Origin of the sequence: Clavibacter californiensis (assembly GCF_021952865.1) — a bacterium.
In the GTDB taxonomy this organism is placed as follows: Bacteria; Actinomycetota; Actinomycetes; order Actinomycetales; family Microbacteriaceae; genus Clavibacter; species Clavibacter californiensis.
In genome coordinates this window covers 1381098-1400247 of sequence record NZ_CP040792.1, presented here as the reverse complement: position 1 = coordinate 1400247, position 19150 = coordinate 1381098, and the positions used below count along the sequence as shown (strand labels likewise).

The window sequence follows — 19150 nt, the reverse complement described above, 5'->3', positions numbered from 1 at the left end:
CATGCCCTCGAACCTCCGCGTCGCGTCCATCAACACGAACGGCATCCGGGCCGCGTTCCGCAAGGGCATGGGCGAGTGGCTGGCCACGCGCGACGTCGACATCCTCGCCATCCAGGAGGTCCGCGCCGAGACGAGCGACATCGAGGGCCTCCTCGGTCCCGAGTGGAACGTGCTGCACGACGCCGCGACCGCCAAGGGCCGCGCGGGCGTCGCCATCGCGAGCCGCCGCCGCGCCGAGATCCACCGCGTCGCGATCGGCGAGGAGGACTTCGACAGCGCGGGCCGCTGGCTCGAGGCCGACTACGACGTGGACGGCACCATCGTCACGGTCGTGAGCGCCTACGTGCACTCCGGCGAGGTCGGCACCGCCAAGCAGGACGAGAAGTGGAAGTTCCTCGACGGCATGGAGCGGCGCCTGCCCGAGATCGCCGAGCACTCCGAGCTCGCCGTCGTGGTGGGCGACCTCAACGTCGGCCACCGCGAGCTCGACATCCGCAACTGGAAGGGCAACGTGAAGCGCGCCGGGTTCCTGCCGCGCGAGCGCGCCTACCTCGACCGCATCCTCGGCGCGCGCGGCGAGGAGGTCACCGGCGTCGACGGATCCACCGGGACCGGCCTCGGCTGGGTCGACGTCGGCCGCCAGCAGGCCGGCGAGGTCGACGGCCCCTACACGTGGTGGAGCTGGCGCGGCAAGGCGTTCGACAACGACACGGGCTGGCGCATCGACTACCAGCTTGCGACCCCCGCCCTCGCGGAGAAGGTCGTGGGCTACGCGGTCGACCGCGCCGAGGCGTACGACCAGCGATGGTCGGACCACACGCCCGTGGTCGTCGACTACGCGATCTGACCCGTCGCCCGCACCGCCTCTCCCCCTCCCCTCCCCTCCCCTCCGCGCCGCACCGGCGCCCCGCGAGCGCCCCGCGCTCCCCTCACGAAGGCATCGCCATGACCGCACGTCCCGTCCTCTTCTCCGGCATGCAGCCGTCCGCCGACTCGCTGCAGATCGGCAACTACATCGGCGCGCTCCTGCAGTGGAAGGAGCTGCAGACCACGCACGACGCCGTGTTCTGCGTCGTCGACCTGCACGCCATCACCGTGCCGCAGGACCCCGCGGCGCTCCGCGCGAGCACCCGGCGCACCGCGGCGCAGTACATCGCCGCGGGCATCGACCCGGCCGTCTCCACGCTCTTCGTGCAGTCGCACGTGTCAGCGCACACCGAGCTCGCGTGGATCCTCAACACGCTCACCGGGTTCGGCGAGGCCAGCCGCATGACCCAGTTCAAGGACAAGTCGCAGAAGCAGGGCGCCGACTCGACGACGGTCGGCCTGTTCGCGTACCCGATGCTCATGGCGGCCGACATCCTGCTGTACGGCACCGAGGTCGTGCCCGTGGGCGACGACCAGAAGCAGCACGTGGAGCTCACGCGCGACCTCGCGAAGCGCTTCAACGGGCGCTTCGGCGACGTGTTCACGATCCCCGAGCCCATGATCCAGAAGGACACGGCGCGCATCTACGACCTGCAGGACCCGACGTCGAAGATGAGCAAGTCCTCCGCCTCCGACGCGGGCGTGGTGTGGCTGCTGGACGAGCCCGCGAAGACGGCCAAGAAGATCCGCTCGGCCGTCACGGACGCGGACCGCGAGATCCGCTTCGACCGCGGCGAGAAGCCCGGCGTCTCGAACCTGCTGACGATCCTCTCGGCCTTCGAGGGCACGGCCGTGGATGCACTCCAGGAGCGCTACGCGGGCCGGGGCTACGGCGACCTGAAGAAGGACGTGGCCGAGACCGTCACGGGCGTCTTCGAGCCGATCCGCGCGCGGACGCTCGAGCTGCTGGACGACCCGGCCGAGCTCGACCGCGTGCTCGCCGGCAACGCCGAGCGCGCCGAGGAGCGGGCCGACGCCATGCTGGCGCGCGTCTACGACGCCGTCGGACTCGTGCGGCGCGCCGGCCGATGACCCTGCGGCTGGTCCTCCTCGACCTCGACGACACGCTGGTGGACCACCGCGGCGCCGTGGCCGACGGGATCACCGCGCACCTCGCCGCGCGCGGGCACCTCGACGCCTCCGACGCCGACGAGCGCGACCGCGCCGTCGCGCTGTGGGTCGCCCTCGAGGAAGAGCACTACCACCGCTACCTCGCGGGCGAGCTCGACTACCGGGGCCAGCGGCGGGCACGCGTGCGCGGGTTCCTGGCCGCGTGGGGATCCGCCGACGCCGCCGACCTCGCCGCCGCGCTCGCGGAGGACGACGCCGCGACGGACGCCTGGTTCGGCGGCTACCTCGCCGGCTACGAGGCGTCGTGGCGGCCGCTGCCCGGTGCCGTCGAGGCGCTCGACGAGATGGGACGGCGGCACCCGGGCGTGCGGTTCGGCGTCGTGACGAACGGCGAGCGCAGCCAGCAGGAGCCGAAGATCGCCGCCGCCGGGCTCACCGCGCGCCTCTCCCCCGTGATCTGCTCCGGCGACCTCGGTTTCACGAAGCCCGACCCGCGCATCTTCCTGCTCGCGTGCGCGGAGGCGGGCGTGGATCCGGCCGACGCCGTGATGGTGGGCGACCGGCTGCGCACCGACGCGCTCGGTGCGGTCGACGCGGGCCTCGCCGGCGGCGTCTGGTTCGACGCCCTGGGCGACGGGGACGCTCCCCTGCCGGCCGGCGTCGTGCGGATCACGGCGCTCGCCGAGCTCGCCGACGCCGTGGACCTCATCGGCGTCCGCTGACGGCGTAGGTCGCGGGGCGTCACGGAGCCCGGCCTCGCAGCCGCGTGGGCTAATCTCGTGGCATACACGTGCTCCGGGGTCGGTGGAAATCCGAGCCGGCGGTGACAGTCCGCGAACGGACGATGCGCGACCGGGTCCCCGGGAGCCTCGTCCGCCGATCCGGTGGGATTCCGGGACCGACGGTTAAAGTCCGGATGGGAGGCGCACGCGGCGCCAGCGAGCCTGCCGGCGTCGAGGTCTCGTCGACCGCGCCCGGAGTCCGTCCACGGACGAGGACACCATGCACGACGACCCGACGGCAGCGCACGGGCACGCGGCCGGCCAGCACGCGGCCGACGCACCCGCGCTCGAGCGCGCGATGCGCCGCGGCCTCGAGCTCGCCGCCGAGGGTCCCGCGTGGGGCCCCAACCCGCGCGTCGGCTGCGTGATCCTCGACGCGTCCGGCCGCGTCATCGCCGAGGGCCGCCACCGCGGCGCCGGATCCGCGCACGCCGAGGTCGACGCGCTGCGGCAGCTGCCCGCGGGCGGGGCACGCGGTGCCACCGCCGTCGTCACGCTCGAGCCCTGCAACCACACCGGGCGCACCGGTCCGTGCGCAGCTGCCCTGATCGAGGCCGGCGTCGCGCGCGTCGCCTACGCGGTCGCCGACCCGGGCGCCGAGTCCTCGGGTGGCGCCGCACGGCTGCGCGCCGCGGGCATCGAGGTCACCGACAGCGTGCTCGCCGAGGAGGCCGCGGCGTTCCTGCGCGTGTGGCTCGGATCCGCCCGGCTCGGTCGCCCCTTCGTCACCGCGAAGTGGGCCTCCAGCCTCGACGGCCGCATCGCCGCCGCGGACGGCACGAGCCGCTGGATCACGGGGCCCGCCGCCCGGGAGGACGTGCACCGCCGCCGCGCCGAGGCCGACGCGATCCTCGTGGGCACGGGCACCGTGCTCGCCGACGACCCCGCGCTCACGGCCCGCCGGCCCGACGGGATCCCGTACCCGCACCAGCCCGCGCCCGTCGTGCTCGGCGAGCGCGCGATCCCCGACGACGCGGCCGTGCACCGGCACCCGCGCCGGCTGATCCGCATCGCGGGCCACGACCCCGCGGAAGCGCTCGCGGAGCTCGGCCGACGCGGGATCCGCCATGTGTTCGTGGAGGGCGGCCCCACGATCGTCTCCGCGCTGGTCGCCGCCGGGCTCGTGGACGAGGTGGTCGCCTACCTCGCGCCCGTGCTGCTCGGCGGCCCGCGCACCGCGACCGGCGACCTCGGCGTGCCGAGCATGCCGGCCGCCCACCGACTCACCCTCATCAGCACGACGCGGCTCGGGGACGACCTCCTCGTGACCGCGCGACCCACCACGGAAGGCCAGTGATGTTCACAGGGATCATCGAGGAGCGCGGACGCGTCCTCGCGCTCGACGCCGAGGGCGACTCCGCCCGGATCACGGTGGAGGCGCCGCTCGCGGTGTCCGACGCCCGCCACGGCGACTCCATCAGCGTCGACGGCGTGTGCCTCACGGTCGTCGATCAGACGCCCGAGGGCTTCACCGCCGACGTCATGCGGCAGACGCTCGTGATGAGCTCGCTCGGACGCCTCGGCGTGGGCGACCGCGTGAACCTGGAGCGCGCCGCGCGCGTGGGCGACCGCCTGGGCGGCCACATCGTGCAGGGCCACGTCGACGGCACCGGGCGCCTGCTCGCGACAACGCCGGGCGAGGCGTGGCGGATCCTCCGCTTCTCGCTGCCCGCCGACCTCGCGCCGCTCGTGGTGGATCGCGGATCCATCACGGTGCAGGGCGTGAGCCTCACCGTGAGCGCCGTCAGCGCCACGGACACCCCGGACGCCGACGCGTGGTTCGAGGTGTCGCTCATCCCCGAGACGCTCACCGCCACCACGCTCGGAGCGCTCGAGCCCGGCGACGAGGTCAACCTGGAGACCGACGTGCTCGCGCGCCACGTGCAGCGGATGCTCGCGCTCGACGCGCGGGACACCGGCACCGGCACCGGCACCGGCACCGGCACCGAGGAGGCGGGCGCGTGAGCCTCGCCGGCATCCCCGCCGCGCTGGAGGAGCTGCGTGCGGGCCGCCCCGTGATCGTCGTCGACGACGAGGGTCGCGAGAACGAGGGCGACGTGCTGCTCGCCGCCGAGTCCGCCTCGCCCGAGTGGGTGGCCTGGCTCGTGAAGCACTCGTCGGGCTTCATCTGCGCGCCCATGACCAACGAGATCGCCGACCGGCTGGAGCTGCCGCTCATGGTGGCCGACAACCGGGATCCGCGCGGCACCGCCTACACGGTCTCCGTCGACGCGGCCGACCGGCTCTCCACGGGCATCAGCGCGTCCGACCGGGCGCACACCCTGCGCGTGCTCGCCGACCTCGGCAGCGTGCCGACGAGCCTGCACCGGCCGGGCCACATCCTGCCGCTGCGCGCGGTCGACGGCGGCGTGCGCGAGCGCGACGGCCACACCGAGGCGGCGGTCGACATGCTGACGCTCGCGGGCCTCACGCCCGTCGGCGCGATCAGCGAGATCGTGCAGGACGACGGCGAGATGATGCGGCTCCCGGGCCTCCTCGCCCTCGGCGAGCGCGAGGGCGTGCTGGTCGTCACGATCGAGGCGCTGAAGGCGCACCTCGAGGAGTTCCACTGCGATCGTCCGCTCGAGCCCGCCGTCGCCATCCCCGAGGCGTCGCGCGTGATCTTCGAGGTCGAGACCACCGTCCCCACCACGCACGGCTCCGTGAAGCTGCGCGCCTACCGCGACCGCACGACGGGCGCCGATCACGTCGCGATCGTCGCGGGCGAGCCGCGCGCGCACGGGACGCTCGTGCGCGTGCACTCGGAGTGCCTGACGGGCGAGGCGCTCGGATCCCTCAAGTGCGAGTGCGGGCCGCAGCTCGACGCGGCGCTCGACGAGATCCAGCGGGACGGCGGCGTCGTCGTCTACCTGCGCGGGCACGAGGGCCGCGGGATCGGCCTCGTCAACAAGCTGCGCGCGTACCGGCTGCAGGAGGACGGCTTCGACACGCTCGACGCGAACGTCGCCCTCGGCCTCCCCGCGGACGCGCGCGACTACGGCGCGGCATCGGCGATCCTGCAGGAGATGGGGATCGAGGACGTGCGCCTGCTCACGAACAACCCCGAGAAGGTGCGGCAGCTCGAGGCGCACGGCGTGGAGGTGACCGAGCGCGTGCCGCTCGTCGTCGGCGTCAACGACGTGAACGCCGGCTACCTCGAGACGAAGCGCGACCGCATGGGGCACCGCATGGTGCTCGACACCGACATGCACATCGGATCCGACGCCTACCCGGACGCCGAGGCGCCCGACGGCCTGACCACCACGACCGCATCACCCCAGGAGGAGACCGCATGAGCGGACACGGAGCACCCGAGATCGACCCGACCGCGCTCGACGGGAGCGGCCTCCGGGTCACGGTCGTCGCCGGACGCTGGCACGACGAGATCAGCGCGGGCCTCCTCGCGGGCGCGCAGCGCGTGCTCGACGCGGCGGGCGTGACCACCACGGTGATCCGCGTGCCCGGCAGCTTCGAGCTGCCCGTGGTCGCGCGCGCGGCGCTCGACGCGGGGGCCGACGCGGTCGTCGCGCTCGGCGTGATCATCCGCGGCGGGACCCCGCACTTCGAGTACGTGTCCGACGCCGCGACCTCCGGCCTCACGCAGGCGTCGCTCCTCGCGGGCAAGCCGATCGGCTTCGGGCTGCTCACGCTCGACGACGAGCAGCAGGGCATCGACCGCGCCGGGCTCCCGGGGTCGAAGGAGGACAAGGGCGCCGAGGCGGCCGAGGCCGCGGTCACGACGGCGCTGCTGCTGAAGGGGATCCGCGGAGCCTGACCTTCCCTCCGCTCGGTTTTGATATCGAGAACGAGTATCAGTAAGGTCGTCGGGAGCGCCGCCGGACCGCCCGGCACCCGGCGCGGACGGACGGGGGCCCGGTGCAGCCCGCCCTCGACGTCCGCTCCCTCTCCGTCGCGATCGACCGGGCGCCGCTCGTGCACGACGTCGACCTGCGGGTCGGGGCGGGCGAGCGGGTCGCGCTCGTGGGCGCGTCCGGATCGGGCAAGTCGCTCACCGCACAGGCCGTGCTCGGGACGCTGCCGCCCGGATCCCGCGTGCGCGGAGTCGTCGAGCTCGACGGCCGCGCCGTCGCGCCGGACGCGCCCCGCGCGCGCCTCGGCCGCGTCGCCGCCGTGCAGCAGGACTCCCTCGCGGCGCTGAACCCGCTCATCACGGTGGGCGCGCAGCTCGTCGCGGCGCTGCGCGCGAGCCGGGCCCGCGGATCCGCCGCGGACGGCGGGCTCCTCACCCGCCGCGACGCCCGACGCGAGGTGGTCGCGCTCCTCGCCGACGTGGGCATCGAGGATCCCGACGGCACGCTCCCCGCCTTCGCCGCCGAGCTGTCGGGCGGCCAGCGCCAGCGCGTCTGCCTCGCTCTCGCGCTCCTCTGCCGCGCCGACCTGCTGCTGGCCGACGAGCCGACGACCGCGCTCGACGTCGTGACGCAGGCGCGCGTGGTCGACGTGATCCGCCGCCGCCTCGACGCGACCGGCCAGTCGCTCCTCTTCATCACCCACGACATCGCGGTCGCCGCGGCGCTGTGCGACCGGGTCGTCGTGCTCGAGGCCGGCCGCGTGGTCGAGGCCGGGTCGATGCGCGAGCTCGTGCGGCGACCGCGGCACGCGTACAGCCGGGCGCTCGTGGCGGCGGCGGCGCGGCGGGCGGGCGGCGGATCCGCGGATCGCGTCGCGCCGGCGGCGTCCGCGTCGACCCCGCTCGGCGCGGTGGCGGCCCGATGACCGACGCGCTCACCGCGACGGGGATCACGCACCGGTACCCGCCGCGCCGCGACCCCGCGGGGCGCCGCGCGGCTCGGGCTGCCCGCGCATCCGGTGCCCCCGGCCCCGCACCCGCGCTCGACGACGTGACCTTCCGCGTGGGGCCCGGCGAGACGGTCGGGATCGTGGGCCGCTCCGGATCCGGCAAGTCGACCCTGCTGCGCGTGCTGCTCGCCCTCGAGGCGCCGACCGCGGGCACCGTCGCGCTGGGCGACCGCGCTGTCGCACCCGGCCGCGCATCCGCCCTCCGCTGGTACCGGCGGCGCGTGCAGATGGTGCCGCAGGATCCGGGCGCGAGCCTCGCGCCGCGCATGACCGTGCGGCAGCTCATCCGCGAGCCGCTGCGCCGCCTCGACGTGCCGGGCGACCACGCCGCGATCGTCGCCCGCGCCCTCGACGACGTCGGCCTCGCCGCATCCCTCGCCGACCGCCGGCCCCGCGAGCTGTCCGGCGGGCAGGCGCAGCGCGTGGCGTTGGCCCGGGCCATCGCGACCTCCCCGGGGATCCTCCTCGCCGACGAGCCCGTGAGCGGGGTGGACCTGCCGCTGCGCGACCGGATCATCGAGCTGCTCGGCGACCTCGTGCGCGAGCGCGGCCTGGGGCTCGTGCTCGTGTCGCACGACCTCGACGCCGTCGCGCGGCTCTGCGGGCGCAGCGCGGTGCTCGCGGGCGGGCGGATCGCGGAGGAGGGGCCGACCGGGCGCCTGCTCGCCGACCCCGCGCATCCGGCCACGCGCGAGCTCGCCGACGCCGTGCCCCGGCTGCCGGGAGCGCTCACCGCATGACCGCGTCCCACCCGCCCGGACCCGCGGGCCCGGGCACCACCGCGCCCCACGCCGCCGTCCTCCTCTCCAGCCAGCTCGTGTTCAACCTCGGCTTCTACGCGGTCGTGCCGTTCCTCGCCGTCGTGATGCGCGACGACCTCGGGCTCGGCGCCCTCGCGATCGGCTTGGTGCTCGGCGCCCGCACCTTCAGCCAGCAGGGCCTGTTCCTCCTCGGCGGCATGCTCGCCGACCGGTTCGGCCCGCGCACCCTCATCGCCGCGGGCTGCGTCGTGCGCGTGTCCGGCTACCTGGGGCTCGCGCTGGCCGCGGACCTCGTCGGCTTCCTCGTCGGCGCGATCCTCACGGGACTCGGCGGCGCGCTGTTCAGCCCGGCGCTGCAGAGCCTCGTGGCCGCCGCCGACGCGCGGTCCCGTCCCACCCGGCGGCCCGGGCGACCCTCGCTGTTCGCGGCGCTCGTGCTGGTGGGCGAGATCGGCGCGGCCGTGGGTCCGCTCGTGGGCGCCGCCCTGCTCGGGCTGGGGTTCTCCGCGACCGTGCTCGTGGGCGCGGCGCTGTTCGCGGCCGTGGGGGTGGCGCTGTGGTGCGTGATCCCGGCGGACGCGGGGCGGGCCGTCGCGGCATCGCCCGGGGAGTCGCGCCCGGGATCCGCGCCCGTCGCCGGTGCTGCCGCCGGTGCTGCTGCCGGCGCCGCCCACATAGGTGTCCCCGTCGCCGCCCCCGTCGCCGACCGCTGGGCCGCCGTCCGCGACCGCCGCTTCCTCGCGTTCTCCGCCCTCTTCGCCGTCGACCTCGTGGCCTACAACCAGCTCTACCTCGGGCTGCCGCTCGAGCTCGCGCGCGCAGGTGCGGGGACGGCGGCGGTCGGATCCGCGTTCCTCGCCGTCTCGCTGCTCACGATCGCGCTGCAGTGGCCCGTCGCCCTCCTCGCGAAGCGGCTCGGCCCCGGTCGCGCGCTCGCGCTCGGCTTCGGCACCACCGCCACGGGCTTCGCGGCGCTCGCGGTCGCGTCCGTCGTGCCGCCGCCCGCGGGTGCCGAGCTCGTGCCCGCCGCGCTCCTCGTCGTCTGCCTCACGCTCGGCCACATGACCGCGGGCCCCGTGACCATGGAGCTCGTCCCGTCCTTCGCCGCCGGCCGTCCGACCGCGTCGTTCTACGGCCTGCTCGCCAGCTGCGGCGGCGTCGCCGTGCTCGTCGCCGGCGGCGTGGTCGGATCCCTGCTCGACGCGGCGCCGGCCGTCGCCTGGGGGATCCTCGCCGTGCTGCCCGTCGCGGCGGCCGTCGGCCTGCCCCGGCTCCTGCCCGCGCCCGTCCCCGCGCACGACGCGCCCCACGCGCCCGACGCGCCCGCACCCGGCCGCGCCGCGTCCCCGCGCGCAACGCCCGCTCCCCCGACCACCACCCCCGATGCCCCGCGCATCGCCGTCGATGCCCCGCGCATCCCCGAGACAGGACCCCATGCCCGCTAGACGCCCCCACCCCGCCCGCTCCGCCGCCCTGATCGCCCTCGCCGCCGCGTCCACGCTCGCCCTCAGCGGCTGCTTCGCCACGAGCCCGGGATCCACGACGGGAGGCGGACAGGACGGCGACGGCCGCATCCGCCTCGCCATGCTGCAGCCGCCGCGCTCCGGCCTCACGCCCCTCAGCGACGACGCCTTCAAGCTCGCGCGCTGGAGCACCGCGGAGACGCTCGTGACCCTCGACGACCTCGGCGACGCGCAGCCGCAGCTCGCCACCGGCTGGACCCGCGTCGACGACCTGACGTGGGCCTTCGACATCCGCCCCGACGTGCCCTTCCACGACGGCACGACCCTCACGGCCGCGCAGGCCGCCGACTCGCTCACCGCCGCGGCGACCGCGAGCCCGAAGCCGCGGATCCTCGACGGCGTCGACCTCACGGCCACCGCCGACGGCGACCGCGTCCTCGTGCGCACCGCGACGCCCGACCCGCTCGTGCCGCAGCGCATGTCGAGCCCGCAGCTCGCGATCCTCGCCGCCTCCGCGTACGGCGCCGACGGCACGGTCTCGCCCGTCGGCACGGGCACGGGGCCGTTCCGCCTGACGGCGGCCGACGGCACGTCCTCCGCCACGCTCGACAGGTTCGACGACTACTGGGGCGGCCGCGCCGCGTCCGCCGGGATCGACGTGCGCTTCGTGCCCGACGGCACCGCGCGCGCCGCCGCCCTCCGCACCGGGACGGCCGACGTGGTCGAGGCGATCCCCGTGGGCCAGGCCGCGCAGGTGGATCCGCAGCTCCTGCACGAGGTCGCGATGCCGCGCACCAACACGCTGTACCTGAACACGCGGACCGGGCCCTTCGCGGACCCGGGCGTGCGCGCCGCCGCCGAGGCCGCGGTCGACCGCGCCGCCCTCGTCTCCGGCGTGTACGAGGGCCGGGCCGACGCGGCCACCGGGCTCCTCGGACCCGCGCTGCCCTGGGCCGCAGACCTCCGCGACGGCGCCTCGTACCGCGACGCGCTGACGGGCAGGGCGACTCCCGCGCAGGTCGACGGCGTGCCGATCACGCTCGGCACGTTCACCGACCGCGCCGAGCTCCCCGAGGTCGCCGTGCAGCTCGAGCAGCAGCTCGAGGCCGCCGGCTTCGACGTGAGCCAGGACGTGCGCGAGTACCAGTACATCGAGGCCGACGCGCTGGCGGGGAGGTTCGACGCCTTCATCCTGTCGCGCGCCACCGTGCTCGACTCCGGGGATCCGGCCGCGTACCTCTACAGCGACTTCGCGTGCCAGGGCTCGTTCAACATCTCGCAGGAGTGCGACCCCGCGGTCGACCAGGCCCTCGCCGACGCGTCCGCGCTGCCGGCCGGGCCCGAGCGCCGCGCCGCGATCATGCGGGTCGAGGCGCTCGTCCTCGCCGACGACGCCGCGGTGCCGCTCCTGCACGAGCGCGTGATCCAGGGCGAGGCCGCCGGGGTGACGGGCGCCGTGCGCGATCCCCGCGAGCGCGCGCTCATCACGGTCGACACGCGCGTCGAGCGCTGATGGGCCGCGCGCGCGACGGGCTCGTCGTCGGGGCGTCCCGCGTCGTCGCGATCGGCGGCGTCGTGGCGCTCGTCGGCGCGCTGCCGTGGCTCTCCGGCCGCTCGCCCGAGTACACGATCCTCCGCGCGCGCTACGCCGACCTCGAGGCCACCCCGGAGGCGCTCGCGGCGGTGCGCGCGCAGCTCGGCCTCGACCGCGGGCCGCTCGCCGTCTCGCTCGACTGGCTCGCGGGCGCCCTCCGCGGCGACGTCGGCACGTCGTGGATCTCCGGCCGTCCGGTCCTCCCCGGCACCCTCGACGCGCTCGGCGTCTCCCTCACGCTGATGGCGTTCGCGATCGCGGGCGCCGTGGCGGTCGCGGCGCTCCTCTGCGCGCCCGCCCTCCGCGACGCGACGCGCGGGCGCCTGGCCCGCGGATCCGGCGCCCTGGCCGCCGCCCTCACCGCGCTCCCCGAGTTCCTGCTCGCGACCGCGCTGCTCGTGGTGGTCGCCGTCTGGCTGCGCTGGGCGCCGCCGTCCGGCTGGGACGGGCCCGCGAACGCCGCGCTCCCCGCGCTCGCCCTCGGGATCCCCGCGGGCGGGCTCATCGGGCGCCTCCTCGCCGACGCGATCCGGTCCGCATCGGCCGAGCGCTGGGTCGCGACCTGGGCGATGGCCGGCCTGCCGCCCGCGCGCACGACCCTCGCGGTGCTGCGCCGGGCGCTGCCGTCCGTGCTCGGGCAGGTCGGGCTGGTCCTCGTCGGCCTCACGGGCGGAGCGGTCGCGGTCGAGCAGGTGTTCGCGATCCCCGGCATCGGCCGCGCGACCCTGGGCGCGGCGAGCAGCCAGGACATCCCCGCGCTGCAGGCGGGCGTGCTCGCGCTCCTCGCGGTCGCCGTCGCCGCGGGCGCGCTCGCGGATCTCGCCCGTCGCGCGCTCCTCGGCCCCGCCCTCCGCCTCGGGTCGCTGCCCGTGCCCGACGCGCGCGTCCCCGCCCGACCGCGCGACGCCGTCGTCCCCGCCGTCGCGGCCGGCCTCCTCGCGCTCATCGTCGTGGCGGGTCTCGCGCGGGATCCCCTCGCCACCACCGCGGGCCGCCTCGCCCCGCCCTCGTGGGCGCTGCCGTTCGGCGCCGACGCGAGCGGCCGGGACCTCCTCGGCCGGGTCGGCCACGGCGCCGTCACGACGCTCGGCACGGCGCTCCTCGTGGTGATCGCGTGCTGCGCTGTCGGGCTCGCGCTCGGGCTCCTGCCGCGGGCGGCGATCGGGCCGATCGAGGTCGCGAACGCGGCCCCACCGATCCTGGCGGGCATCGTGGTGGCCGCGATCCAGGGGCCGTCGACCGCGGGCGCGGCCATCGCCGTCGCCGCCGTCGGCTGGGCGCCGCTCGCCGCGCACGCCGGGGCCCTGATGCAGGAGGCGCGCGCGCAGCCGCACGTGCGGATCCTGCCGGTGCTCGGCGTCGGACGCGCGCGGATCCTGCTCGGGCACCTCCTGCCCGCCGTCGTCGGCCCCGTGGTGCGGAACGCGATGCTGCGGCTCCCCGGCATCGCCCTCACGCTCGCGGCGCTCGGCTTCCTCGGCCTCGGCAGCGCCCCGCCGACGCCCGAGTGGGGCCTGATCCTCAGCGAGGGCAGCGCCTACGCGGAGCGCGCGCCGTGGGCGGTCGCCGCCCCCGCGCTCGCGCTCGTGCTGGCCGCGGTGCTGGCGGTGTCGCTGTCGGCGCACGACCTGACAGGGCTGCTGAGGCGGCGACGCGGATCCGCCGCGGACGCGCGCCCGGCCGACGCGCCCGCGATGGCCCCCGGCAGCTAGCGCCGCTCGTCCGGCCCCGGCTCCTCCGACGGCAGCGGGTCGAGGGCGACGCCGCCGTCCTCGTCCCACCTGAGCGCCTCCGCCCGATCCTCCTCGGTCGGCTCCTCGGCGAGCCGGGCGCGCTCCTCGAGCTCCTGGTGCGTCCAGCGACGCAGCTGCAGCACGCAGAGCACGACGACCGCGACGCACGGGATCGCGAGGTACCAGTACCCGGTCGCGAGGGCCGCGAACACCCCGACGCCGCAGAGCTTCGCGAGCCCCGGCAGGACAGCGCGGCCGGTCTCGTGCTCCATGGGGCTCCTCGTGGTCGGCGGCATCGCGGGTTCCGCCGGTCCGTGCCCAACCTAGCGACCGCGCACAGCATCTCCCCAGGGGCGTAAACTCAGCTCGGCCATCACGAGTGGCCCCCTCGACTCCGCCGCACCCGGCGCCCGCGCCCGACCGGCGCGCCCGCCCCATCCGCGCGCCCCTGCCGCTCACGCCGCACCAGCCGAAAGCCGTCTCCCCGCATGTCCACGACCCCCGCGGCCCGCACCGCCGCCCCGTCCACCGCCACCCCGCCCGCAGGCAACTCGCGCTCGCGCGTCATCATCGCGAGCCTCATCGGCACGTCGATCGAGTTCTACGACTTCTACGTCTACGCGACCGCGGCGGTGCTCGTCTTCCCCGCCCTCTTCTTCGCGAACGACGACCCGACCGTCGCGCAGCTCGCGTCCTTCGCCGTGTTCGGCGTCGCGTTCATCGCGCGGCCCATCGGATCCATCCTCTTCGGCCACTTCGGCGACCGCGTCGGCCGCAAGGGCACGCTCGTCGCGTCGCTGCTCACCATGGGCATCGCGACCGTGCTGATCGGCTGCCTGCCCACCGCGCTCACGCCCGGCTGGGAGGTCGCGGCCCCCGCGCTCCTCGTGATCATGCGCTTCGGCCAGGGCCTCGGCCTCGGCGGCGAGTGGAGCGGCGCCGCCCTCCTCGCCACCGAGAACGCGCCCGTCGGCAAGCGCGCCATCTACGGCACGTTCCCGCAGCTCGGCGCGCCCATCGGCTTCATCGTCGCCAACGGCGTCTTCCTCACGCTGAGCCTCGGCCTCACCCCCGAGCAGTTCCAGGCGTGGGGCTGGCGCGTGCCGTTCCTCGCGAGCGCCGTGCTCGTGATCGTGGGCCTCTACGTGCGCCTGAAGCTCATCGAGACGCCCGCGTTCCAGAAGGTCGTCGACTCCGGCGAGGTCGCGAAGCTGCCCGTCGCGCGCGTGTTCGTCACGAGCTGGCGCCCGCTGATCCTCGGCACCTTCATCATGCTGGCGACCTACACGCTCTTCTACCTGATGACGACGTTCACGCTCACCTACGGCACCACCGCGCGCGACGCCGCCACCGCAGAGGCCGCCGCGACCGCAGCGGGCAAGCCCTTCAACCCGGACACGTTCGCCGCGGGCCTCGGCTACGCGCGCAACGACTTCCTGCTCATGCTCATCGTGGGCGTCGTGTTCTTCGGCATCTTCACGATGGTCTCGGGACCGCTCGCGGAGAGGTACGGCCGCCGCAAGATGCTCATCGCGACGACCGTCGGGATCCTCGTCTTCGGCCTGCTCTTCGTGCCGCTGTTCTCGGGCGGCTTCGCGGGCACGATGGCGCTCCTCATCATCGGCTTCACGCTCATGGGCCTCACGTTCGGGCCGATGGGCGCGGTGCTGCCCGAGCTGTTCCCGACGAACGTGCGCTACACGGGATCCGCGATCAGCTACAACGTCGCGAGCATCCTCGGCGCCGCGGTCGCTCCCTTCATCGCGGTGGCGCTCTGGCAGCTGCTCGACGGGAACGTGCTGCTGGTCGGCGTGTACCTGAGCGCGATGGCGGCGATCACGCTGGTGGCGCTCATCATCAGCCGCGAGACGCGCGACGCGGACTACGCGGGGAACGTCAGTTGACACGCGTCATGTGAACGGCCGGCCCGGAGGGGCGGGGAGCGTCGGTACCGTCGGCGCGCCACGTCAGTGGCGTCTCCCCGTCCCTGAAGCCGGAAGCCACCGCCATGACCGCTGCCCCCGCCACCGCCCCGCCCGTCGACGCCCCGGCCAACCCGCGCTCGCGCGTCCTGGTCGCCAGCCTCGTCGGCACGTCGATCGAGTTCTTCGACTTCTACGTGTACGCGACCGCCGCCGTGCTGGTGTTCCCCGCGCTGTTCTTCGCGAACTCGGATCCCGCGGTCGCGCAGTTGCAGTCCCTCGCCGTGTTCGGCGTCGCGTTCTTCGCCCGGCCCATCGGATCCGTGCTCTTCGGCCACTTCGGCGACCGGTTCGGCCGCACGCGCACGCTCGTCGCGTCGCTGCTCACGATGGGCATCGCGACCGTGCTCATCGGATCCCTGCCGAGCGGCCTCACGCCGGGCTGGGAGGTCGCCGCCCCCGCCGCCCTCGCCGTGCTCCGCTTCGTCCAGGGGCTCGGCCTCGGCGGCGAGTGGGGCGGCGCGGCGCTGCTGGCGACCGAGAACGCACCCGCGGGCAAGCGGGCGATCTACGGCACGTTCCCGCAGCTCGGCGCGCCCATCGGCTTCTTCCTCTCGACCGGCCTGTTCCTCGTGCTCTCGCTCACGCTCACCCCCGCCGACCTGCAGTCGTGGGGCTGGCGCGTGCCGTTCCTCGCCAGCGCCGTGCTCGTGCTCGTGGGCCTCTACGTGCGCGTGAAGCTCGTGGAGGCGCCGGAGTTCCAGGCGGTCCTCGACCGCGGCGAGACGTCGCGGATGCCGCTCGGCCGCACCATCCGCACGGGCTGGCGCGGGCTGATCCTCGGCGCGCTCGCCCTCCTCGCCATCTTCACGCTCTTCTACCTGATGACCACGTTCGCGGTCACCTACGGCACGTCGCCGCGCACCGCGGAGGCCGCGCAGGCCGCAGCCACCGCAGCGGGCAAGCCCTTCGACGCCTCCTCGTTCCACGCCGGCCTCGGGTACACCCGCACCGCCTTCCTGCTGATGCTCCTCGTCGGCGTCGTGTCCTTCGCGATCACCATCGTGGTCTCGGGCGCGCTCGCCCAGCGTCGCGGCGCGCGTCCGATCGTGGCCGTGAGCGCCGCCGGCATGGTCCTCTTCGGCCTGCTGATGGATCCCCTGCTCTCCGCGGGCCTGCCCGGCACGCTCATGTTCGTGATCCTCGGCTTCGCGCTCATCGGCATCGGGTACGGCGCCGTCGGATCCCTGCTGCCCGGCCTGTTCGCCGCCGACGTCCGCTACACCGGCGCGTCCCTCGCGTTCAGCCTCGCCGGCATCATCGGCGGCGCCGTCGCGCCGTTCATCGCCACATGGCTCTGGGACATCGGCGGCGGCGGCGTGATGCTCGTCGGCGTCTACCTCAGCGTCGCCTCCGCGATCTCGCTCGTGGCGCTCCTCGTGCTGCGGGAGCACGGCGAGGCCGGCACGGCAGCCGCCGCACGCTGACCGGATCGAGGGCCGGGTCGATGCGTCGACCCGGCTCTCGTCATGTCCGGGATCCGGACCACGCCCTCACCAGGCCCGGCGGATCGCCTCTGCCCGTACGCGCATCGCCGCGGACCGGCCGTGGATCACGAGCCCGAGCGCGAACGCGGCCGACGCCACGAGCGCCACGGTCGGCAGCGTGATGAGCAGCGGGGCCACCGGGATCAGCAGGTACGCGGCTCCGCCCGCACCCAGCAGCAGCCCGGCGATCGAGCCGAGCACCGCGTACGCCCCCGTGGCCGCCGCCATCACCGCGAGCGCGACGCGGGCGAGCGGCTCGAGCAGCTGTCCGCGCAGCACGACCACCGCGAGCACCACGAGGGCCGCGGCCCGGACGAGGTCGAGCGCCGTCGTCAGCGTGATGAGGCCGGTCGACCGGAGCTCGTCGAGGGAGGCCGCCTCGGCGAAGGGCCGCATCGCCGCCTGCGCCGCCGCGATCCCCACGACGACGGCCGCATGCACGAGCACCGCGACGCCGCTGACGCGCGATGCCCGCACGAGCCCCGGCTCCCCGCGCACGCCGCGGGCGAGCACCACGGCGGCGACCACCGTGAGCACGACGCCGAGGACATCGACGACGGGCTCCGCAGCTCGATCGTCGACGCCATGTCGGGCGTCGGCTGGATCCGGAAGCCGCCCAGCAGCGCGGGTTGCAGCAGCAGGGCGCCCGCGGAGGCGAGGCCCGCCACGAGCGTCGTCCGTCGCGATCCGCTCATGGCCGTCGCGCGCATCGCATCCCCCATCGCCGCCGATGCCCCGAACCTAGCGGGCCGACCGGGCGAGCGGGACCCCGCGCCCCCGTCCCGGCCGGGGGCTCGCCCGGCGGGGGCCGCGCCGCTATCGTCGCTGGCATGCAGCCGTCCGCTTCGCCCCGGGTCCTCGCGGTCGCGCGCGACGACGCCCACCGCTTCTCCAAGCCCGTCCGCCCGTCGATCACGCTCCTCGCCGGCCTCGGCGTCGAGGGCGACGCGCACCTCGGCACCACCGTCCAGCACCTCTCGCGCAAGCGCCGCGACCCGGACGCGCCGAACCTCCGCCAGGTGCACCTCGTCCACGCCGAGCTGCACGACGAGCTGGCGGAGAAGGGCTACCGGGTCGGGCCGGGCGACCTCGGCGAGAACGTCACGACCGCGGGCATCCCGCTCCTCGACCTCCCCACCGGCACGCGCCTCCACCTCGGCGAGGACGCCGTGGTCGAGCTGACCGGCCTGCGGAACCCCTGCATCCAGATCGACGAGCTCGGCACCGGCGCCATGAAGGCGGTGCTCGACCGCGACGCCGAGGGGAACGTCGTGCGGAAGTCCGGCGTGATGGGCGTCGTCATCACCGGCGGTGAGGTCCGCCCCGACGACGCCGTCCGCGTGGAGCTCCCCGCGGGCGAGCAGCTCGCGCTGCAGCCCGTCTGATGGTCGCGGACATGCGGATCCTCGCGGCGACCCTGGCGGGGTCCGGCGCGCTCGTCGTCGCGGTGGCGCTGGGCGCCGTGATGGGCGGCATCGTGGGCGAGGAGCCCGCCGGCATGGAGATCGCCTGGTGGTTCGCCGCGGCCGGTGCCGCGCTCGTGCTGGTGGGTCTCGCAGTGGAGATCGCGCGCCGCCGGGGGCTCCGCCGCTAGGAGCGCCCCTCGTCGGCGGGGCCGTCGACCTGCGGTGCGTCCGCCCGACCGGCCGCGGCCGCGCTCCCGCGCCGCCGCCGGAGCGCACCGCGTGTCACGACGACGAGGACCACCGCCGCCATCGCGATCGCCCCGATCGTGCACACGACGACCAGCACGCGGTCGCCCTCCGTGCGCACCTCGGTGTCGCGCCCCACCACGAACAGCAGGTAGGCGACGGTCCCGGCGAACGTCACCAGTGCCCCCTCCGCCTGCTCGCGGAAGCTCAGGCGGGGATGCGGGGGCATGCGTCCAGCCTGCCACGGCGCCGCGTGCGCCCTCCGCCCCCCTGTCGCCCCGCTGTCGGGGAGATGTCGGGGAGCTGTCGGGTCCGCGTCATGGTGCGGATCCGCTCCGGCGGCCAGGCTGGCCCCATGAACGAGACACGGGTGGCGGACCTCCGCCGCGAGCGGGGTTGGACGCAGGACAGGCTGGCCGAGGCCAGCGGGATCACGGTGCGCACGGTGCAGCGTCTGGAGGCGGGGAACGACGCGAGCCTCGAGACGCTGTCGCTCGTCGCGAAGGCGCTGGAGGTGCCCGTGCGGGACCTCTTCGCCACCGTCGACGACGGCGACTTCGGCCGGACGGTGTCCGCGCTCGACGACCGCGCGGAGCAACAGCAGGAGAAGCGCGACCGGGCGGTCGACGGCTACCGGTCCCTCTACTCCGGGGTCGGGATCGTCTGGACGCTGCTCGTGGTGGCCGGCATCGCCACCCATGTGCTGCCCGGTGTCGCGGCGCTCCTCATCGGGGCGTACTGGGCCGGCGGCGCGCTGCTGTCGCGATTCCTGCTCCGGGTGGTGGTGGGCCCGCGCCTCGACAGGGCGTATCCGCTGTCGCGGGACCGGACGCTCGACCAGGGCGGGGTCAGGCGCGGTCGGCGGCGTCCGGTCTGA

At 75.5% G+C, this 19150-nt stretch carries 20 protein-coding genes and 1 riboswitch; of the genes, 17 read left to right on the top strand and 3 right to left on the bottom strand.

All coding sequences use genetic code 11. From position 1 onward, the window contains the following. The first annotated feature begins 1 nt into the window (after position 1). The 12 genes from FGD68_RS06900 to FGD68_RS06845 all read left to right on the top strand — a co-directional run bounded on the left by FGD68_RS06900 (position 2) and on the right by FGD68_RS06845 (position 13131). Positions 2-847: an exodeoxyribonuclease III gene (locus FGD68_RS06900; RefSeq protein ID WP_119373462.1), complete on the top strand. Its 846-nt coding sequence runs from the start codon at positions 2-4 to the stop codon at positions 845-847. Between the two features lie 98 nt (positions 848-945). After that, positions 946-1959 (top strand): tryptophan--tRNA ligase, encoded by a 1014-nt coding sequence (gene trpS / locus FGD68_RS06895; RefSeq protein WP_104236412.1) that lies wholly within the window; start codon positions 946-948, stop codon positions 1957-1959. Continuing rightward, entirely contained in the window at positions 1956-2720 is a 765-nt protein-coding gene (locus tag FGD68_RS06890) for an HAD family hydrolase (protein WP_119373461.1), read from the top strand. The genes trpS and FGD68_RS06890 overlap by 4 nt, the downstream gene beginning before the upstream one ends. A gap of 65 nt (positions 2721-2785) precedes the next feature. Continuing rightward, positions 2786-2930, top strand: a riboswitch (FMN riboswitch). A gap of 70 nt (positions 2931-3000) precedes the next feature. Beyond that, positions 3001-4077, top strand: coding sequence for a bifunctional diaminohydroxyphosphoribosylaminopyrimidine deaminase/5-amino-6-(5-phosphoribosylamino)uracil reductase RibD (gene ribD / locus FGD68_RS06885; RefSeq protein WP_237609952.1), 1077 nt, complete (start codon positions 3001-3003; stop codon positions 4075-4077). Further along, positions 4077-4745 (top strand): riboflavin synthase, encoded by a 669-nt coding sequence (locus FGD68_RS06880; RefSeq protein ID WP_119373629.1) that lies wholly within the window; start codon positions 4077-4079, stop codon positions 4743-4745. Before ribD ends, FGD68_RS06880 begins: the two co-directional genes overlap by 1 nt. Continuing rightward, positions 4742-6076, top strand: coding sequence for a GTP cyclohydrolase II (gene ribA, locus FGD68_RS06875; protein ID WP_104236416.1), 1335 nt, complete (start codon positions 4742-4744; stop codon positions 6074-6076). Before FGD68_RS06880 ends, ribA begins: the two co-directional genes overlap by 4 nt. Beyond that, positions 6073-6555 carry a 6,7-dimethyl-8-ribityllumazine synthase gene (gene ribH, locus FGD68_RS06870; RefSeq protein WP_119373630.1) on the top strand — a complete coding sequence of 161 codons (483 nt, stop codon included), beginning with the start codon at positions 6073-6075 and terminating at the stop codon, positions 6553-6555. The genes ribA and ribH overlap by 4 nt, the downstream gene beginning before the upstream one ends. Positions 6556-6656: 101 nt before the next feature. Beyond that, positions 6657-7517, top strand: coding sequence for an ATP-binding cassette domain-containing protein (locus FGD68_RS06865; RefSeq protein WP_237609951.1), 861 nt, complete (start codon positions 6657-6659; stop codon positions 7515-7517). Continuing rightward, the gene (locus FGD68_RS06860; RefSeq protein WP_237609950.1) at positions 7514-8341 is read left to right on the top strand and encodes an ABC transporter ATP-binding protein; all 828 of its coding nucleotides are present in this window, start codon (positions 7514-7516) and stop codon (positions 8339-8341) included. The genes FGD68_RS06865 and FGD68_RS06860 overlap by 4 nt, the downstream gene beginning before the upstream one ends. Next, the gene (locus FGD68_RS06855; RefSeq protein WP_237609949.1) at positions 8338-9807 is read left to right on the top strand and encodes an MFS transporter; all 1470 of its coding nucleotides are present in this window, start codon (positions 8338-8340) and stop codon (positions 9805-9807) included. The genes FGD68_RS06860 and FGD68_RS06855 overlap by 4 nt, the downstream gene beginning before the upstream one ends. Beyond that, a complete protein-coding gene (locus FGD68_RS06850; RefSeq protein ID WP_237609948.1) occupies positions 9797-11338 on the top strand; it encodes an ABC transporter substrate-binding protein in 1542 nt (513 codons plus the stop codon). Before FGD68_RS06855 ends, FGD68_RS06850 begins: the two co-directional genes overlap by 11 nt. Next, positions 11338-13131, top strand: coding sequence for an ABC transporter permease subunit (locus tag FGD68_RS06845; RefSeq protein WP_237609947.1), 1794 nt, complete (start codon positions 11338-11340; stop codon positions 13129-13131). Before FGD68_RS06850 ends, FGD68_RS06845 begins: the two co-directional genes overlap by 1 nt. Here the strand turns inward: FGD68_RS06845 and FGD68_RS06840 are convergent. Beyond that, positions 13128-13424, bottom strand: a complete 297-nt coding sequence (locus tag FGD68_RS06840) for a hypothetical protein (RefSeq protein ID WP_104236215.1) — start codon at positions 13422-13424, stop codon at positions 13128-13130. The genes FGD68_RS06845 and FGD68_RS06840 overlap by 4 nt on opposite strands. Positions 13425-13640: 216 nt before the next feature. Here FGD68_RS06840 and FGD68_RS06835 point away from each other — a divergent pair, with 216 nt between their 5' ends. Beyond that, the gene (locus tag FGD68_RS06835; protein WP_119373470.1) at positions 13641-15056 is read left to right on the top strand and encodes an MFS transporter; all 1416 of its coding nucleotides are present in this window, start codon (positions 13641-13643) and stop codon (positions 15054-15056) included. A 104-nt stretch (positions 15057-15160) separates the two neighbouring features. Continuing rightward, positions 15161-16561 carry an MFS transporter gene (locus FGD68_RS06830; protein ID WP_119373471.1) on the top strand — a complete coding sequence of 467 codons (1401 nt, stop codon included), beginning with the start codon at positions 15161-15163 and terminating at the stop codon, positions 16559-16561. A gap of 66 nt (positions 16562-16627) precedes the next feature. On the opposite strand, the gene FGD68_RS06825 is transcribed toward FGD68_RS06830, so the two are convergent. Beyond that, the gene (locus FGD68_RS06825; protein ID WP_237609946.1) at positions 16628-17158 is read right to left on the bottom strand and encodes a hypothetical protein; all 531 of its coding nucleotides are present in this window, start codon (positions 17156-17158) and stop codon (positions 16628-16630) included. A gap of 293 nt (positions 17159-17451) precedes the next feature. Here FGD68_RS06825 and FGD68_RS06820 point away from each other — a divergent pair, with 293 nt between their 5' ends. Both FGD68_RS06820 and FGD68_RS06815 read left to right on the top strand, forming a co-directional pair. Continuing rightward, positions 17452-18006 (top strand): MOSC domain-containing protein, encoded by a 555-nt coding sequence (locus FGD68_RS06820; protein WP_104236211.1) that lies wholly within the window; start codon positions 17452-17454, stop codon positions 18004-18006. 11 nt (positions 18007-18017) lie between these two features. Next, entirely contained in the window at positions 18018-18215 is a 198-nt protein-coding gene (locus FGD68_RS06815) for a hypothetical protein (RefSeq protein ID WP_237609945.1), read from the top strand. Here FGD68_RS06815 and FGD68_RS06810 read toward each other — a convergent pair. After that, positions 18212-18502, bottom strand: a complete 291-nt coding sequence (locus FGD68_RS06810) for a hypothetical protein (RefSeq protein WP_237609944.1) — start codon at positions 18500-18502, stop codon at positions 18212-18214. The two genes, FGD68_RS06815 and FGD68_RS06810, sit on opposite strands and share 4 nt — an antisense overlap. A 126-nt stretch (positions 18503-18628) precedes the next feature. Between FGD68_RS06810 and FGD68_RS06805 the strand changes: the two genes are divergently transcribed. Further along, on the top strand, positions 18629-19150 hold the full coding sequence (locus tag FGD68_RS06805; protein WP_104236225.1) for a helix-turn-helix domain-containing protein: 522 nt from the start codon (positions 18629-18631) through the stop codon (positions 19148-19150).

Bases quoted from the DNA above. Each gene is read 5' to 3' on its own strand.
- FGD68_RS06900 (WP_119373462.1), top strand. From the start codon at position 2: ATGCCCTCGAACCTCCGCGTCGCGTCCATCAACACGAACGGCATCCGG.
- trpS (WP_104236412.1), top strand. From the start codon at position 946: ATGACCGCACGTCCCGTCCTCTTCTCCGGCATGCAGCCGTCCGCCGAC.
- FGD68_RS06890 (WP_119373461.1), top strand. From the start codon at position 1,956: ATGACCCTGCGGCTGGTCCTCCTCGACCTCGACGACACGCTGGTGGAC.
- ribD (WP_237609952.1), top strand. From the start codon at position 3,001: ATGCACGACGACCCGACGGCAGCGCACGGGCACGCGGCCGGCCAGCAC.
- FGD68_RS06880 (WP_119373629.1), top strand. From the start codon at position 4,077: ATGTTCACAGGGATCATCGAGGAGCGCGGACGCGTCCTCGCGCTCGAC.
- ribH (WP_119373630.1), top strand. From the start codon at position 6,073: ATGAGCGGACACGGAGCACCCGAGATCGACCCGACCGCGCTCGACGGG.
- FGD68_RS06860 (WP_237609950.1), top strand. From the start codon at position 7,514: ATGACCGACGCGCTCACCGCGACGGGGATCACGCACCGGTACCCGCCG.
- FGD68_RS06855 (WP_237609949.1), top strand. From the start codon at position 8,338: ATGACCGCGTCCCACCCGCCCGGACCCGCGGGCCCGGGCACCACCGCG.
- FGD68_RS06850 (WP_237609948.1), top strand. From the start codon at position 9,797: ATGCCCGCTAGACGCCCCCACCCCGCCCGCTCCGCCGCCCTGATCGCC.
- FGD68_RS06845 (WP_237609947.1), top strand. From the start codon at position 11,338: ATGGGCCGCGCGCGCGACGGGCTCGTCGTCGGGGCGTCCCGCGTCGTC.
- FGD68_RS06840 (WP_104236215.1), bottom strand. From the start codon at position 13,424: ATGGAGCACGAGACCGGCCGCGCTGTCCTGCCGGGGCTCGCGAAGCTC.
- FGD68_RS06835 (WP_119373470.1), top strand. From the start codon at position 13,641: ATGTCCACGACCCCCGCGGCCCGCACCGCCGCCCCGTCCACCGCCACC.
- FGD68_RS06830 (WP_119373471.1), top strand. From the start codon at position 15,161: ATGACCGCTGCCCCCGCCACCGCCCCGCCCGTCGACGCCCCGGCCAAC.
- FGD68_RS06820 (WP_104236211.1), top strand. From the start codon at position 17,452: ATGCAGCCGTCCGCTTCGCCCCGGGTCCTCGCGGTCGCGCGCGACGAC.
- FGD68_RS06815 (WP_237609945.1), top strand. From the start codon at position 18,018: ATGCGGATCCTCGCGGCGACCCTGGCGGGGTCCGGCGCGCTCGTCGTC.
- FGD68_RS06810 (WP_237609944.1), bottom strand. From the start codon at position 18,502: ATGCCCCCGCATCCCCGCCTGAGCTTCCGCGAGCAGGCGGAGGGGGCA.
- FGD68_RS06805 (WP_104236225.1), top strand. From the start codon at position 18,629: ATGAACGAGACACGGGTGGCGGACCTCCGCCGCGAGCGGGGTTGGACG.